General features: G+C 42.5%; 12 protein-coding genes. 2 read left to right on the forward strand and 10 right to left on the reverse strand.

Annotated elements, in window-relative coordinates:
• Positions 1–750: 750 nt before the first annotated feature.
• Complete coding sequence (locus ACQKFO_RS05365; RefSeq protein ID WP_427597287.1) at positions 751–1,386, forward strand: glycosyltransferase; 636 nt, start codon at positions 751–753, stop codon at positions 1,384–1,386.
• Positions 1,387–1,442: 56 nt separating this feature from the next.
• Here ACQKFO_RS05365 and ACQKFO_RS05370 read toward each other — a convergent pair whose 3' ends face one another.
• From ACQKFO_RS05370 to ACQKFO_RS05405, 8 genes are all read right to left on the reverse strand, one after another.
• On the reverse strand, positions 1,443–2,015 hold the full coding sequence (locus ACQKFO_RS05370; protein ID WP_427597288.1) for a sugar O-acetyltransferase: 573 nt from the start codon (positions 2,013–2,015) through the stop codon (positions 1,443–1,445).
• The gene (locus ACQKFO_RS05375) at positions 2,012–2,413 is read right to left on the reverse strand and encodes a VOC family protein (protein WP_427597289.1); all 402 of its coding nucleotides are present in this window, start codon (positions 2,411–2,413) and stop codon (positions 2,012–2,014) included. Before ACQKFO_RS05375 ends, ACQKFO_RS05370 begins: the two co-directional genes overlap by 4 nt.
• 119 nt (positions 2,414–2,532) lie before the next feature.
• Complete coding sequence (locus ACQKFO_RS05380) at positions 2,533–3,438, reverse strand: glycine betaine ABC transporter substrate-binding protein (protein ID WP_427597290.1); 906 nt, start codon at positions 3,436–3,438, stop codon at positions 2,533–2,535.
• A gap of 24 nt (positions 3,439–3,462) precedes the next feature.
• The gene (locus tag ACQKFO_RS05385) at positions 3,463–4,200 is read right to left on the reverse strand and encodes an ABC transporter permease (protein WP_427597292.1); all 738 of its coding nucleotides are present in this window, start codon (positions 4,198–4,200) and stop codon (positions 3,463–3,465) included.
• Between the two features lie 4 nt (positions 4,201–4,204).
• Complete coding sequence (locus ACQKFO_RS05390) at positions 4,205–5,197, reverse strand: ABC transporter ATP-binding protein (RefSeq protein WP_427597293.1); 993 nt, start codon at positions 5,195–5,197, stop codon at positions 4,205–4,207.
• A gap of 18 nt (positions 5,198–5,215) precedes the next feature.
• Complete coding sequence (locus ACQKFO_RS05395) at positions 5,216–5,866, reverse strand: ABC transporter permease (RefSeq protein WP_324748334.1); 651 nt, start codon at positions 5,864–5,866, stop codon at positions 5,216–5,218.
• A gap of 291 nt (positions 5,867–6,157) precedes the next feature.
• A complete protein-coding gene (locus ACQKFO_RS05400; RefSeq protein WP_427597294.1) occupies positions 6,158–6,631 on the reverse strand; it encodes a GyrI-like domain-containing protein in 474 nt (157 codons plus the stop codon).
• Positions 6,632–6,643: 12 nt separating this feature from the next.
• Entirely contained in the window at positions 6,644–7,279 is a 636-nt protein-coding gene (locus tag ACQKFO_RS05405) for an RNA polymerase sigma factor (protein WP_427597295.1), read from the reverse strand.
• Between the two features lie 94 nt (positions 7,280–7,373).
• On the opposite strand from ACQKFO_RS05405, the gene ACQKFO_RS05410 reads away from it, so the two are divergent.
• Positions 7,374–7,796 (forward strand): VOC family protein, encoded by a 423-nt coding sequence (locus ACQKFO_RS05410; protein ID WP_427597296.1) that lies wholly within the window; start codon positions 7,374–7,376, stop codon positions 7,794–7,796.
• A gap of 50 nt (positions 7,797–7,846) precedes the next feature.
• Here the strand turns inward: ACQKFO_RS05410 and ACQKFO_RS05415 are convergent, their stop codons facing one another.
• Entirely contained in the window at positions 7,847–15,403 is a 7,557-nt protein-coding gene (locus tag ACQKFO_RS05415) for a carboxypeptidase regulatory-like domain-containing protein (RefSeq protein ID WP_427597297.1), read from the reverse strand.
• A gap of 292 nt (positions 15,404–15,695) precedes the next feature.
• Positions 15,696–16,577 (reverse strand): TetR/AcrR family transcriptional regulator, encoded by an 882-nt coding sequence (locus ACQKFO_RS05420; protein WP_427597298.1) that lies wholly within the window; start codon positions 16,575–16,577, stop codon positions 15,696–15,698.
• Positions 16,578–16,786 lie beyond the last annotated feature (209 nt).

The following is a 16,786-nucleotide window of genomic DNA, read 5'->3' on the forward strand; positions in this document are numbered from 1 at the left end:
TAGTACTATATTCACATATGGACAAGCCTGCTTGGACTTTACCTGCTTTCTCCTCTTAGATAATACTAAAAAATGTTCCCTGTAGTGAAGGGAACATTTTTTATGCACGATTCTATTTTTATGGAGGAAACTTTCTTATAGGTGTTTTTATTCTATTTCTCTACTCTCGTTCTTATTCATCATTTTGTATCAATTTTCCGGCGGAGGTTCATACTGGTGCTCGCTTCATTTTTTTCAGTATGAACTGTTGATCTTACAACCATTGTTCTTTTACTAAGTCAGGAGTCGAAGAGTAACCCCAAACTGTGCAACGTACATATTTGTGAGAGAAGGAGATCCCAAGTCATACTTAGGATGAGTTACTGGTGGACTGCTGAAAAGATACACTTGTAATTTTCTTGCCAATGCATCACCTCCATAGAATACTTTATGCCGAGAGTGAAAGGAAGGTGAGGACAAGCAACGAGTTTTATAGAAAATTGGACTGCCTTTTTTTAACAAAAACGAAGCCCTTCTCAAGTTTTATGGCTTCCCTCAAAAGAGAGAGAAATTCGCTACCATACTACTTACCTCCCACCCTCATTCAGTCTAAAGGCTGCTGTCACTCTCCACCTTCAAGCTAATAGGAACATCTACCCTTTTACGGATTATTAAATATATCAGCATATTTTTCCAATTAAGTTTCTATGAGTGAATGGGGAAAAGAAGCGAATAATAAGGGGCGAATGCAAAATGATTGGAGGAGTTTTAGTGAAAAAGATTGGAATTCTTGTAATGAGTGTGATGATAACACTTTCTTTCTTACCTTTACTCAGTACTTCAGCTGAAGCTAAGCAGGCTGAATGTGTAAGTGAAGCCAGCGTGAAAGCAAAAGAAGAGATGAGAATTTTATGGACCGATCATGTGATCTATACGCGTAGTTATATCATTAGTGCCGTTGATGGATTAGAAGATCAGGATGTGGTCCTTGCAAGATTACTTCAGAATCAAAAAGACATCGGAAACGCAATCAAACCTTTTTACGGCGAAGAAGCTGGTAATAAGCTGGCTGATTTGTTGACCGAGCATATTGTATTGGCAGGAAAAATCGTCTATGCCGCAAAAAATGGAAAGCAAGCAGAGGTGGAGAAATTAGACAAAGAATGGTATCGAAATGCAGATGACATTGCAGGATTTTTAGCAAAAGCAAATCCTTACTGGTCTGAAAATGCGCTAAAAGACCTGTTATATATGCACCTGCAATTCGTCACCGATGAAGCAGTCGCACGAATCAAGAAAGACTGGAAAGGTAACATTACAAGCTTCGATAAAGGAAAAGCCCATATTCTTCACTTGTCTGATGCCCTATCAGCTGGAATTGTGAAGCAGTTTCCGGAGAAGTTTTAATCAAAGCAGCTGGGATTAATTATTCCAGCTGCTCAACTATAATGTGCAAATACGCTCTATCTCTTATCTTCCAAGTCAATATCCTTAATGATACGGGCAGGATTTCCACCCACCACTACATTAGCCGGGACATCCTTTGTCACGACTGCACCTGAAGCAATAACCACATTATCACCTATCGTGACTCCGGGATTGATAATAGCGCCTCCACCGATCCAGCAGTTGTCTCCGATTTTGACAGGCTTCCCAAATTCCGGTCCTTTATTTCGCTCAACCGGATTCACTGGATGAGTCGCTGTGTAAATATGTACTCCAGGTGCGAGCATACAATTTTCACCGAAGCGGACTTCACACACATCTAATATCACACAGTCAAAATTAGCGAAGAAGTGATTTCCAACGTGAATATTATATCCATAATCACATCTGAAGTCAGGCTCTAAATAAACGTTTTCCCCAGTAGACCCGAACAACCTTTTTATGGCATCCACCCTCGCCGTATCGTCTTCTTCTGTCGTTTGATTTAGCTTTCGTGTTAAATAACGTGCTTCTTTACGATCTTTCAGTAACTGAGGATCCCATGGTTCGTAAAGCTCACCATCAAGCATTTTTTGTTTTTCAGTTTTCATATGTCTTCCTCCACCCTTGATAAATTCAACTGCCAGGAGACGCCGAACCTGTCCTCTACCCAGGCAAATTTCTCACTAAAGGGAGACTCCTCCAAGGACATAAGCACAGTTCCGTCTACAGATAGTTTATCATACACGCGGTCGATTTCTTCTTCAGAATCACACGCCACAAATAAAGACATGGCAGGTGAAAATGGATGATCGTCCCTATTCACATTATCGATTGCCATATAGGTTTGTCCTTTTAACATGAAGGTCGCATGCAAAACGGTGCCATCTTCGTGGTGCACCATATTCATAATCTTCGAATCTTCAAAGATCGATGAATAAAAAGTCATCGCTTTTTCGGCCATACCGTTAAACATGAAAAATGTTGTGATTTTCTGATCGCTGTTCATTATACTCAACTCCTTTTTATCTTCTAGTTAACTATTTCGATGAAAACATTAACTTTCCTATATAAAAAATAAATAGATTCCATAGAAAAGGACTGAATCCGCTAAGATTCAGCCCTCGCTTATTCCTTAATCAGTCCATTCTCAACAAGCCAGTCATGCGCGACAACAGATACACTATTCCCTTCGATATCCACTTTGTAATTTAGCTTCCGCATAATATCACTGTTAAGTTTATCGGCTAATTTAGCCGTAATGACTTTGATTTCCGGGTATTTTTCATAAACGTTTTTATTTATGCTGACGGCGGCCCGGTACGGTGGAAAGAATTTCTTATCGTCCTTCAACGTCACCAGGTCATAATCTACAATCGTTGCATCTGTCTCAAAGGCAACCGAAACATCGACTTGGCGGTTATTCAGTGCTCTTTGCGTCAGGCCGAGATCCATCTGTTTGATCTGTCCGGAACCGAATTTGAAACCATACAATTCCTCTACTCCGGGAAGACCGTCCGGACGATTCGCAAATTCTGCATCAGACGCCATTGTTAATTCTCCAGGATTGTTATTGACATAATCAGCCAGATCACTGATTGATACAATACCCAATTCTTTTGCCTGATCCTTATTCATGGCTAGTGCGTATGTGTTATTCACATTGGACATATTCATCCAATGAATGCCCCTTTTCGCATCAAGCTCTTTCACTTTTTGAAAGGTCTCTTCGGGGTCTGACATCGGTTCTTTCCCCATATATGTGATAAGGGCCGTTCCCGTGTATTCCCACATCATATCCACCTGCTCGTTTTCCAATGCTTTACGAACAACCGTACTTCCCAGGTTGTTCATTTGCTTTACTTTAAAACCCTCTTCCTTTAATAGAAAAGCGGTCATCTCTGAAAGAAGATATTGCTCCGTAAAGTTCTTTCCCCCAACAGATATTTGTTTGCCTCCAATTCCTACGTTCGAACAGGCGCTTAGCATAAGAGTCAGGATGAGAATCCCTATCCACTTTGAGTTCCGTATCACGATCGTCACCTCCTGCTTTATGAATTACATTTCTAATGTTTGTTTCGTACCTTTTGGAACGACGATTCTCTCCACCAATCGCAGTAGTAAATCTACCAGTATCGCCAGTATCGTTACAGGTATGGCACCTGAGATTAAGTATCCATTATCGAACAATTGAATACCTGTAAAAATCCAGACACCTAATCCTCCACCACCGACGACATAAGCCAGGGCAGCTGTACCGATATTCAATACGACCGCTGTTCGGATTCCAGCCAGGATCGAATATGCTGCATTGGGTAATTCAATCCGAAAGAGGATTTGATACGGCTTCATCCCCATTCCTCTGGCAGCATCGATAAGATTTTCATCAATCGAGTCAATTCCAGCAACCGTATTTCTGTAAATCGGTAAAAGGGAATAAATAAACAGTGCAAAAATGGCTGTTTTAAAACCGATTCCTAATATACTGATCATAAGTGCAAGAACCGCTAAACTCGGAATCGTTTGCCCAAAATTGACAGTATTAGACACGATCCACTCTGCTCGTCTGAACTGCTTTCGTGTAATCAAGATTCCGGCCGGGACCGCGACTATAAGAGCTAATATGGAAGATACAAATACCAGCTGCAAATGCTGCTTCAATAAAAGGAGAAACGTTTTCGATTGACTGAACATATAATCGAAGTATTGATTACTAACAGCCCAGGCAAAGAAAAGGATGACCAGTGCATATACGAAATACCGAACGACATTACTGACAACCTTTTTTGTATTCACAGAATCATCCTTTCTGAACCAGGTTCGTTTTTCCTTTGATCTCATAGTGTAGATATTTTTGTACAAGATCAATGGTAATGGCCCCTTGTTTGATACCTGCGTCATCAGTCACGATGACCTGGTCAGCTTCCTGATTTAAAAGCATTGACAAGGTATTTCGAAGATCATGACGAATATTGATCGTTTTCGTATCAGGAATGGATTCATCAAAGTCCGCTAAGCCTATGATGCTCTTCAAGTTTTCAATCGTATGTAAACTTAAACTTTTAATAGCACGATCTTTACCAAAAAACTCATAAACAAAATCACTTTTTGGACGGACGAGCATTTCTGATGGAGTGTCATACTGCATGATTTCTCCTCCACGCAACAGAACAATCTTATCTGCCATTTTAATCGCTTCATCGATATCATGACTCACAAAAAGAATCGTTTTCTTCACTTCCCGCTGTATCTGCAGAAATTCATCCTGTATTTTTTCACGAATGATTGGATCAAGTGCCCCAAACGGTTCGTCCATCAACATTACTGGAGGATCTGCTGCCAGCGCGCGAATAACACCGATTCTTTGCTGCTGACCTCCGGATAACTCATGAGGATATCTCCTACCGAACTTACCTCCGCTAAGACCGATCATTTCCATCAGCTTATTGAACCGCTCCTTCTTTTTCTTCTTGTCCCATCCTAACATGTCAGGAACAATCATAACGTTTTCCTCGATCGTCATATTAGGGAACAGTCCATTACTTTGGATGACGTAACCGATTTTTCTACGCAATTCAATTTGATTTAAGTCCATTGAGTCCTGCCCGTCGATGATGATTTTTCCGTCTGTAATCGATTCCAACCTGTTCACCATTCGCAATAAGGTGGTTTTCCCGCACCCTGATGGACCTAATAATACGACTATGTGACCTTTCTCAACGGTAAAGTCGACACCTTTAACCGCTGTCACATCTCCTTCGTAAGTCTTCGTTGTTTGATCAAATGTAATCATCTCTTCACCTCTTCCACTTTATGCAATGCTTTTTGGTGTGTATCGCTTTTGAATCCATAATAGGATTGCATCTGCAATCATCGCCAATATCGCCACTGCTACAGATCCACTGATAATTAAATAATTGTCTCCTCTGGAAATTCCTTGAGTAATAAGGACTCCGAGGCCCCCAGCACCGATATAAGCTGCAATTACACCGATTCCTATGTTTAAGACCACGGCTGTTCTGATCCCCGCCATGATTACAGGAAATGCATTTGGAATCTCAACCCGCAGCAGACGTTGATGAGTCTTCATACCGACTCCCTTGGCCGCATCACGCATCTCAGGACTCACATTTCGAATCGCTGTATATGTATTCCGTATAATTGGTAGCTGCGAATAGAGAACCAATGCCACAAAGGCCGGAACAAATCCTATTCCCTGATTGATGATTGAAAAAATCGGAATCATCACTCCAAATAAGGCAATGCTGGGAATAGTCAGCATAACCGACGCAATCTGCAGCACGGTCTCCGCCAAATAATCATTGGTTGTTAAATATATCCCTAAAGGTATCCCGATTAAAAGGGCAACGATAATCGCAAGTCCGACGAGCACTGCATGCTCAATCGTCAAGTCAAGAATTCGAGGTGCATTAACCTCCAGAAACTTCATCCATTTCTCCACAGTTTACAACCTCCTTTGTTTATGTATTTTGGGCAAAACAAAAGCCGTCCAGGATCTAATCTAGTCCTGACGACCCACGGATTTAGTATAGCCGTATAATTGCGCCAACATTCCTTTACCCCATTTGTGGAATTTCGAAACATTATGTCGGAAAATAGTGGTGAAAGAGGTTGAGTTTGGGCTGTGAATTTTTTAAGATCAACATGTGTAATGGGATGTAAACACGAAATCCCACTCTCCACTCACATTCAATCCAAAAAACCGACTCTAAAATCAGAGTCAGTCATCCAATCACTTCAATTCAACTGTATCCAACAATTCCACTTCAACCTGTTCGCCACTATCAAAACGATAAAATTTCTCTACATGCCATAAATCTCTTCGTCTTGCATATCCGTTTAATTCTGCCCATTCGTGCATTTCACGATATGCATCTCTAATTCCATGATTCATCCCTTGATAAAATGTACTGACATAGGCTTGGGGAGGAATCGATAATGACACCATGCCAGGGGGGATAACATCAATCTTCTCTACTTCCACCCCAACCCAGTATCCATCCAAGTCGGCAGTAGTGTCCTCTGCAATGAACGCACCAAGTTGAACCTGCTTATCTATAATATGCTGAATCTCATGAACCCTTTCTTTCAACTTAGAAGCAGCTTTTGGAATCTCTATTATGTACTGGTCACCAGGGCATACGATTCGAAAACCTATTAATTTCAATTCACCAATTATCTTCACTTTTATGTTACGCGTTATCATAAATATACCTCCTCAATTGATGATTTCTAACACATTTCCATCTGGATCAACAACATAGCTAATAGTGTTTCCTGCATTTCTCGAGGCACTGTAATACTTGGTTTCCAGTAGTCGATAATATTGAAATAATCGTAATGTATTTGATTCCTTGATAGAGTTTGTTATTTCAATAAGGAGTTGTTTATCGGAATTTGCATATGGAGCACCCTTCATCAGTCTATTTCTGGCACGGTGAAGAGCGGTCTTGACCGAAGTATCGCTGATTCGAAGCATTGAGGCGATTTCTTTAGATGAGTAGCCAAACACGTCTTTCAATGTGAGAAGCATAGCCTGCTTAAGGGGTAACACTGTAAAAAGACATTCCAACAGCGAGTCATATTCGGTAAAGTCCTGTGACTCGCAGTGATACTCTTCATGAAAATAAATCACGTCTCTGCTTTTTCTTTTCCCATCGATAAAAAGGTTTTTTGCGATGGTATAGAGAAAGGACATGGATAAGTTTCGTTCGGGATCTGTTTTCATCAATCTGTACGTTTTCAAAAGAGTCTCCTGAACAAGGTCTTCTGCTTCTGGAGTAGAACCAGATAGCTTCACACAATACTTATAAAGTTTTAGAATCGTTGTTTCCAGCTCCTCAAATATCAACATTTTCTTCCTTTCAAAAAAATTTAAGAAACATATGTAACTTTCATTCTAGTATAATCGTTATACCAATGAATTCCAAATAGAAGGAGTGAGTGCTTTGTTTAAAGTCGGTAGTGTATTTATCCCGGTGACGAACATGGAAAAATCGATGAGATGGTATGAAAAGAATTTAGGTGTGAGGAAGATCGATACTTGGGATGGTGGAGCAGGATTTTATTTTCCTAATAGTGACACTCAATTAGGGTTGGTTCACGTGGATACCCCTCAGCCTACTGAATTTGTCATCAGTGGAAAGAGGAAAAATGTGTACTTTAATTTTTTAGTAGACAACATTGAAGTAGTGCATGAGAAATTCAAGAGTGCAGGTGTAGTCACTACCCCAATTGAAGACTTTGGTGGAATGAAAGGGTTTGATTTTTTTGATTTAGACAACAATCCCTTCAGCGTCGTAAATGAACAAGACGATTCTCCTTTCCATCGGGAAAATGTTAAAAAATCTCAAGGAAATTTAAAAAGTTGAATATCTTCATGAAAATAGGTGCTCTCCAAGGAGGGCACCTAAATTTATTTTTAACACATCCAATCTTCATCTTCTACCCGCTTGACATTCATTCTAGGTGTACAGAATGTTCCCAGAACTTCCAATATGACCGGATGAAAAATTTCCACTTCCAAGCATGCGATGAATTGAATTTCCACTTGTTCACGTGTGAGGCTAGCTTCCTTCTCACGACACTTAATATCAACGATCGAGCAGTTCACATTACCGGCATCCATACCTTCTGGTAAGCAAACCCCGACCTTTTTATCAAATAACACAGGAACTTCCATCGTGCAGGATTCTCCTTCATCAGAGCGTGATCGTATCGTCACAAGCAGTACCGTTTCCCCGCGGATTTCAACATAGCCCCGGGTCCCCCTTTCAAATGATATAAGAGAGCAGCTTGGATCTACAGAAGGACTAAGCTGACAATGAACACTTATTCCCTCTCCTCTTACAAGGAGTCCATTCACCATGTCTCTGCAGTCCGGAGATAAACCCACGGCTTGAGTTGCATTTTGTGTAGCGATAACCCAATCATATACTTTTTCCACAGCTATACATTCAGGTCTCAGGTTCGAAGGCGTGGGAGGGACGATTTCACCCAATTGGATATCCAACAGGCGGTTCTCTCCTTCTTGCAGAACGATGGTTACTTCTTTAACCGGGTACCCTGAAGCGGTGAATCGTATGACGTAGGTTCCAGGAGGTAAGCCCGTTAAGATATAGAATCCAGAGGGATCTGTCAATGTCGAACGAATCGGCACCTGTGAACCTGCAGGGAAGATTTGTACGAGAACTTGAGAAATGGGTAGCCCTGTTTGAATATCTGTCACGCTTCCACTGACACTTGCCGGATTGTCTTCCAATAAGAAGTTGAGCGTGCTGATATTTCCCCTGGTGAGCGAGACCGTTTGTAATTGACTTTGATATCCTATTGCTCTGGCGATGACGACAACAGTTCCACCAGGTAAGCCCGATATTGTATAGTTACCGTTCATATCCGTAAGTGTTGTTCCTATGAGGGTTCCTTCAGGCGTGAATACCTGGATGAGCACATTCTCAATCGGACACAAGGTAGCAGCGTCCCGCACAAACCCGGTTAGGGTCGCTGGATTGGGTTCTAATGCGGCATTAAGGATAGCTGTTTCACCCTGACTTAACGTGATCATGACCGTCTGACTTACATAACCGTCCGCAGAGAATATGACATTATAATCACCAGGGGCAAGACCTGTTAGAATATACTTTCCTTCCTGGTCTGTCAGGGTTGAGGCTACTACAATCCCGCTTCCACTAATGACTGTTATGACACCTGCACTTTGGATAGGTTCTCCTGTATTCGCATCAGTCACCCGTCCTCTAATGGTGGCTGGTTGACGACCGAGTTCCACATTCAGCGTCTGGATTTCCCCATTCGTTAGGAAAATTCTAAATACCTCACTGGTATAACCATCTGCAGAGAAGACCACCCGGTACTCCCTCGGGTCGAGTCCCGTAAATTCATACTCTCCAGAACCATTGGTGAGAACAGAAGCAATAGGAAGCGATGTTCCTATCCTGAAGACTTGGACGAGTGCGGATTGAATCGGTTGATCGTTGACTGCATCACTTACTGTTCCTCTAAGCGTTGCAGTTAGATTTGATAAGTTAAAATCAAGATTTTCCGTTTCACCAGGTGATAACGTGACTATCGCAATCTGATCTCCGAATCCGTCTGCACTTGCAATGACGGTGTACTGACCTTGTGCCAAACCAAAAAGTGCATAAAAACCATTTCCATCTGTCAAAGTACTTGTAATAAACACTCCGTCTGAGTTGAAAATCCTCACTAGTGCCCCCGCTATGCCAACGGTTGTCTGTGCATTTAATACGGAACCTGTAATCCCAGCCGGATTAGGATCAAGGTCAGCATTTACCGTTTCAGTTCCATTCGGTACAAGAATGACAGGTATGACTACGGTTGAATAACCGTCTGCTGAAATCACCACATTATAGCTGCCCTCTGGTAAATTACCGATCGAATACGTTCCATCGCTTGAAGTTATGATGCTTCCAACAACGATGTCGGTATTCGGTATAACCACTTTTACAAGAGCTCCGCTGATCGGTTCCTGTGTAACGGCATCTCTTATCAACCCTTGAACAGTTGCCGGAAATGGGATAAGTGCAATATTAAGCTCCTCACTCTCCCCCGGAGATAAGAACACTGTATTGACACTGATTGCGTAGTCTTGAAGTTGGGCGGTTACATCAAGAGTCCCTTGAGGAAGTCCTTCAATCAAATAATCTCCATTTTCATCTGTTAGTACACGCCTTACCAATATATCTGTCCCATTGACATAAACCTCGATGATGACGCCCGTTAATGGAGACCCTGTAATTGCGTCGATGACCGTTCCTCTTAGGGTGGCTGGATTGGCCAAGAGGTTGAAATCCAGCAATGTGGTGTTATTCGGCAATATATTTACCTGTTGAATAAGAGACTGATATCCTGTGTTTATGGCGGAAACGGAATAACTTCCTTCAGTCAATCCTGGAATGAGGTATGTTCCATCAACTGTTGTTTGAACCGCAGCAACTACTGTTCCCTGGTTATCGATGACCCTGACTAACGTGTCCGTCAATGGTTGCAAAGTCTGTGCATCCCTTACCGTCCCTGTTAATGACCCGGGATTTGGGGTAAGGAGGATTTCAACAGTGGTTACTCCTCCACTCATTACTTCTGCAGATACGGAGTTTGAACCAAAATCCGGACTGCTTCCTACTAACACATATACTCGCGGGGACAGGGTGGTTGTCTGGAAGAATCCATCCGAGTCTGTAATCGTCGTGAAAATAATCGGACCTGAACCGGAAAGCTCCCTGACCTCTACAGTGGCTCCTGCAATAGGATTCAGGGTAATCGAGTCCTTTACAAACCCTTGGACGATCCCTGGATTGGGACTTAATGCAAAGCTCAAGAAACTTGTTTGATTAGAAGTGACGATGGCACCTGCCGTCTCCGGACCGAAATCTGCAGCATTGGCAATGACGGTATAAACTCCAGGTGTTACCCCGAAAAATATATATTCCCCATTTTGATTAGATAAAGTGGTTTGCACAAGTACATTTGTAAAATCATAGAGTTGGATGACTGCGTTTGGAATAGGATCTCCATTTGCAAGATTTGAAATGAAGCCCTGAATCTGTCCAGGATTGGGTGCGAGACTCAATTCAGCAAAAAGGAAATCTCCAGGTCCACCAATGACCGATTTGGTATCTGTTCCAAACGATGAGGCATCCGCTGTGATATTCAGCGTCCCCGTCGGCAATGAGAAAAAGGTTACATACCCGTTTTCATCCGTAATCCCCGTTGCAATCGTGATGTTATTTCCGTGACGGATTGTAACAGTTGATCCTCCAATCGGAGTTGCCGTATTCTGAATCACGACTAGGACAGTTAACGTAACAGGGTTTGCAGCTAGAACGTTGGTTACATTGGTAGTTTGATTGGATTGTACAATGGCAGATACAGTAGAAGTTGAGTAATTCGGAGCATTCGCCGTAACGAAATACGTGCCGGGTGCAAGTGAAGGAACTGTATATGTTCCATCTGAGTTCGCTAAGAAGCTTACTACCAACACATTATTTTCATTAAAGACGGAGATTTGGATTCCATTCCCCGTAATCGGGTTTCCATTTGAATCTTCTACATTTCCAGAAATGGATCCCGGGTTCTCCCCTAATGCAACGTCAGCTCTCGTAGCAGAATCACTTATGACAATTGCGCCCGTCTGCTCTGTGGTAAAGTTTAGTTTTGAAGCGGAAACGATATAGGAACCTGGTGCCAAACCACTGACTGAATAGTTCCCAAAATCTGAAGTCGTCGTTGTGGCGACTGGGATTTGAGAGATACCGTCAATAATGACTACGCTTGCACCTGAAATCGGATCGCCTGTCGTGAGGTTGGTGATCTGTCCATTGATGACCCCTGGGTTCGGGGTCAAGGAAATATTTACTCCGGTTAAATCTTGACCGACATCAATGTTTATTCCTGTGATCACCTGACCGAAGCCGGGAGAATTGACGACCACATTGAAAGATCCACTAGGAAGATTCCCTACGATATATTGACCTGAAGAATCTGTAAACCCTGAACCGATCAGGATATTATTTTGATCATAGATCTGTACAATGGCGTTTCCTACCGGATTCCCAAGGTTATCGGTTACGACCCCTGACACAGACCCCGGATTAGGGACAAGGATTAAATCTACTGTTGTCGTTTGGCTTGCGAGGACCGAAATTCCTGCCTGAGCTGTTGAGTAGTTCGATGCTGAGGCTAAAACTGTATAGGTAGCAGGAGTTAAATTATTAAAAGAAAACGTGCCGTCCTGATTGGTAACAACTGAATCGATCAGCACATTATTAACATCCCTTAATTGGACAATCGTACTTGGGACGATTGGACTGACCGTTCCTGTGATGAACCCTGGATTCGGTTCCAACGAAACAGATACAGGTGTTGTCTGTCCGGATGACACAAGGGCACCGACTCTCCCATTTTGGAAATCATTCGCAAATACATTCACTGTATAGTTATCAGGTGCAAGTCCTCCTGCCATGAATCCCCCGTTAGGGTCTGTCAGCACAGTCGTAATTATGGTACCTGAACTATTCACAATACTGACGCTCGCTCCCGGGATTGGATTGCTTCCTACACTGTCCACTACTGTTCCGGTAATCTGTCCTGGATCAGGTTGAAGAGCGATGCTTCCATCTATTGTTTGATTAGACGAGACTTGTACGGTTGCCGCATTGGCTTGAAAATTCGGGGCTGTTACAACCACAGTGTAAATTCCGGGAGCTAACCCATTTACAACATACTGACCATTTTCATCGGTTAGAACCGTAGAAATAACGGCACCGCTTGAATCCACGATTCTTACCTGTACGTTTACACCAGTGATCGGCGTCCCGGTTTGTGTATTTGTCACGATACCGGATATCGAACCAGGGTCCGCTGAGAGGTTAAAGTTTACAATTGACGTTGCGTTGGATGAAATGGTCACACCTTGAGTAGCAGCTTGGAAATTAGATGCCGCTGCGACAACCGTATAATTCCCCGGTGCAAGATTCTGCACCGAATATGATCCATCAGGTTCTGTAACAGTTGTAGCGACAATGATTCCAGAACCAGTACTGATTTGAACCGTCACGCTTCCCCCCGCAATCGGATTGTTATTCGTGTCCCTGACAAACCCAGTCAACGTACCCGGATCTTCATTAAGAGTTACATTGACTGTGGTTGTTTGACCGTTTTCAATCATGGCTGCTACGGTTTCCGTTGTGTAATTTGGTGCACTCACGACAACGGTGTAGCTTCCAGGAGGCAGACCATTCACCATATAGTTCCCATTAGAGTCAGTAATAACTGAACCAATTTGAATATTGTTCCGGAATACCGTAATCGTTGCACCTGGAAGGGCTACAGCGTTGGGATCTTGGACTGTACCAGCCAGTGCTCCTGCAAGTCTGGATAAGGCAGCATTTACAATAGTCACAGTGTTGGACGTGACAATCGCACCCAGGGTCTGGGTGGCATAGCCATTTGCCGTAAAAATGAGGGAATAGGAGCCTGGTAAAAGGCTATCGAATGAATATTGGCCGCTTCCATTCGTTGTTGTACTCCCCACAATGACATTTTGACTATTAACTGCTTGAACTGATGCTCCTGATATGACTGCCAAGGTATCTTCGTCTACTACCTCTCCTTGAATTGAACCAGGATTTGGCTCTAGAAAAATGTTTGTGAGGGTTGTATTTCCAGCGGTGACCGTTGATGATACCGTCGTTGTACCATAGTTGGTGACAAAGGATCTAACCTGATAAGTTCCTGGGGCTAGATTATCGAAGGTGTATTGACCGCTTCCATTGGCAGTGGTGCTGGCAATGGGTACCCCGTTTGAATCCAGCAACTCTACATTTGCAAGTGGGATGGCGGTACTATTTGTGGAATCACGGACCGTACCTGAAATCGAGCCGGGATTTGCAACGAGGGTGAAATTAACGACAGATGCCTGATTTGGTTCTGTCATGACAGATTGAGATTGTGATTGGAAACCTGCTGCCATAACAGCAACATTATAGAGACCCGGGGTCACGTTGGGAAAGGAATAATTTCCTGCTACATTTGTGGTTGTAGTATCTACTAAGGTTCCAGAATTATTTAGAAGCTGTACGGTTGCATTGTTTAGGGGGCCGCCATTTGATACATTTCCTGAAACGGTACTCGGCTGAGGAACAAGTGCAATATTCGCCGTTGTTGAAGTCCCTCCTACCGCTGTTACATTAGCTGATCCTGTAACATAATTGGTTCTGGCTGCCTCTACAGTATAGTTGCCGGGTACGACATTCGTAAATGTATAAAATCCACTTGCGTTCGATTGAGTGGTGGCAATCGTGCTCATCCCTTGAAGGAGAGACACTGTTGTATTCGGCAATTCCAATCCTGTTGATTGATCGGTTATGGTCCCATTGATGGTGGCTGTCTGTTGGACGGTAATGGTGACGACGGAAGTGTTAGACTGAATGGCGTTGCCTGACGAAGAGTCAAACCCTGTTGCTTGTACTCTGTCTAAATTCCTAGAACCACTTGTCGTAAACGCACCATTCAATGTAAATGTCAATGTTGCAGTGGCTCCCGGACTCAGGTTCCCCACGTTCCAGGTAAGCGATTTACTAGATGGGTTGTAGGTCGTTAAACCTTGTGAGGTTGTATTCACGACGAATGAATTCACTTGATCAGGACCGATGATGTCATCAAGAAACACTGAGGTGGCTTGAGAACGTCCAGTATTTGTGACGGTTATAGTACCTGTCCAAGTCGCCTGCTGTCCAAGGACAACGGTCTGCGGTCCTGAATTCCGCACTTTATTGGTGGCGAGCTTCGCCCTGATGTCCGCCTGATCTGGAGTGACGGGGTCAGTGAAGGCGTTGGAGAAAGAAAATCCTTCACTTGTCCTTAATGAGTCCTTATTATAGTTGTTAGTATTTGCAGATGAAAAGTAAACAGCACGAATGGATGTGGACGCATTTATGCCTAAGAAAGAGAAGACGGTGCTTGCCGGGAGAAACCAATCAAGAAAGAAATCCTGACCTCCTCCGATACTGGAATCAGCAGGCGTTACCCTGGCAAAGTCGAAATTGGTGATCGCCTGGGCGAAGTTAGGGTTTCCCCCTCCAGTTCCTTCTGCTTGATCATTCCATGAATTCACTAATTTCACCGTATTCTTAATCAAACTTACACGATTCTTCAAACCATCAACGTTAAAGAGCCAATCGTACGTTCCTGCCACACCAGTAGTGTTGATCAAAACACCCCATGCAAAATTCCTGAAGCTTGTTAATTGATTATTACGTGGATCACCGTTCAGTCTTAATCGAAAATAAACATTGGTCCCATCGTATGCGAAGAATCCTGCAGGGAATGTTGAATTTCCTACTATATCCGTCGATACCGGACTCTCATCTCCCAAGACGTCAAATAATGGTGTTCCCCCAATTAAAACCGGGGTATATTGTGAATTACTGGGAAATGCCATAAAAACCCTCCTTTAAATGATATGGTCTTAATTATGGTATTGAAATATAAGGGTTTTGTCTTACCAAACGTCTAGAAAACTACTTAAGTTGTGCGATTTTTGGTTATAATGAACTCTTATCGGAAGGGTATTGTGCTATTCCCATTCAGCATGAACGATATGTCAATAAATGAGGTGAAATTGGAAAGATAGCGATATCAAAATCTAAGGTCCATTTTCGAATAAAGCATTTGATGGTGATAAATTTCTAAATCTATCTTTTCCTGCTAATAATTATAAAAAAACCCCTTCCCTATTTATCAGGAAGGAGCTGCATCTCTAACTCTTCAGCTTCTATTTTCAATTTCTCTTCATCCATCAACAATCGAAGTAACCCTTTGATGATCAACTCGTCCGGCTCCGCTTGGCGGCATTCCTCAGAAATCCGATTTGCGATATTCATGTAATACTTGACATGTTCTCCACTCAACCCGTTTATTTTTTCATACAAACCCTTCCAGGCATTCTCTCTCTTTTCAAATGAAATGAAGGCTCCTTCCCGGTCCATGCTTACGGAAAATGATTTCATCATCTCATCATTTAACAGTGGCTTGCTCTTGCCACCAAGAAAGTCTCCGGCAAGAAGTGAAATCTGTCGCACTAAATGTTTCCCGAGAATAGAAGGATCCAAGGCATCTTCGGTAGAGATCAAAAGCATCATATATGATGAATAGATGGATTGGGTCATCCACATGAGGTCCCATTTGTAGGGACTGATTTCCCCTCCAAATACTTCTAATAGATTATGCTCGAGCCAGCTAAACAGCCGTCCCCTCATACGGTGCTCCATTGCAGCCAATTTCTCACTATTCTTTGCAGACTCTCCCCTCATGTGCATTTTCATATAGGACTTATATTCAAGTATACCCTCAAATTGCACTTGAAACTGCTTTGCGAACCGTTCAAGAGGTGGTAAATTCCCTTCTAGCCCGACCACGAAAGCCCGTTCGAATACCAGTTGCTGATAATGTTCATAAATCGATATGATTAAATCTTCTTTTGATTGAAAAAATGAGTATAGGGAGCCCTTTGAAATGCCGACACTTTCGGCGATTTGCTGCATGGATGTTTGATTATATCCGTGTTCTGCAAAGAGCTCTACGGCTGATTCGAGTATTGATTTACGTTTATCCAATTTCTACACCTCTAAATCCAGATAAAATTCACTCTATCATTTTAACCATACTCTCCAAAAAATAGAAGAGCATTATTTCTTGACTAGAGAAAAAATACATGTAAAATGACTAGTGAGTCAACCGATTAATGACTTTTATATCAGTAAATATTCAAGTTATAAAAAAACATTTGACCCATGAGTCAAAACATTATCAAAGGAGGATAACA

Source organism: Rossellomorea sp. NPDC071047 (genome assembly GCF_050270195.1).
GTDB lineage: Bacteria > Bacillota > Bacilli > Bacillales > Bacillaceae_B > Rossellomorea.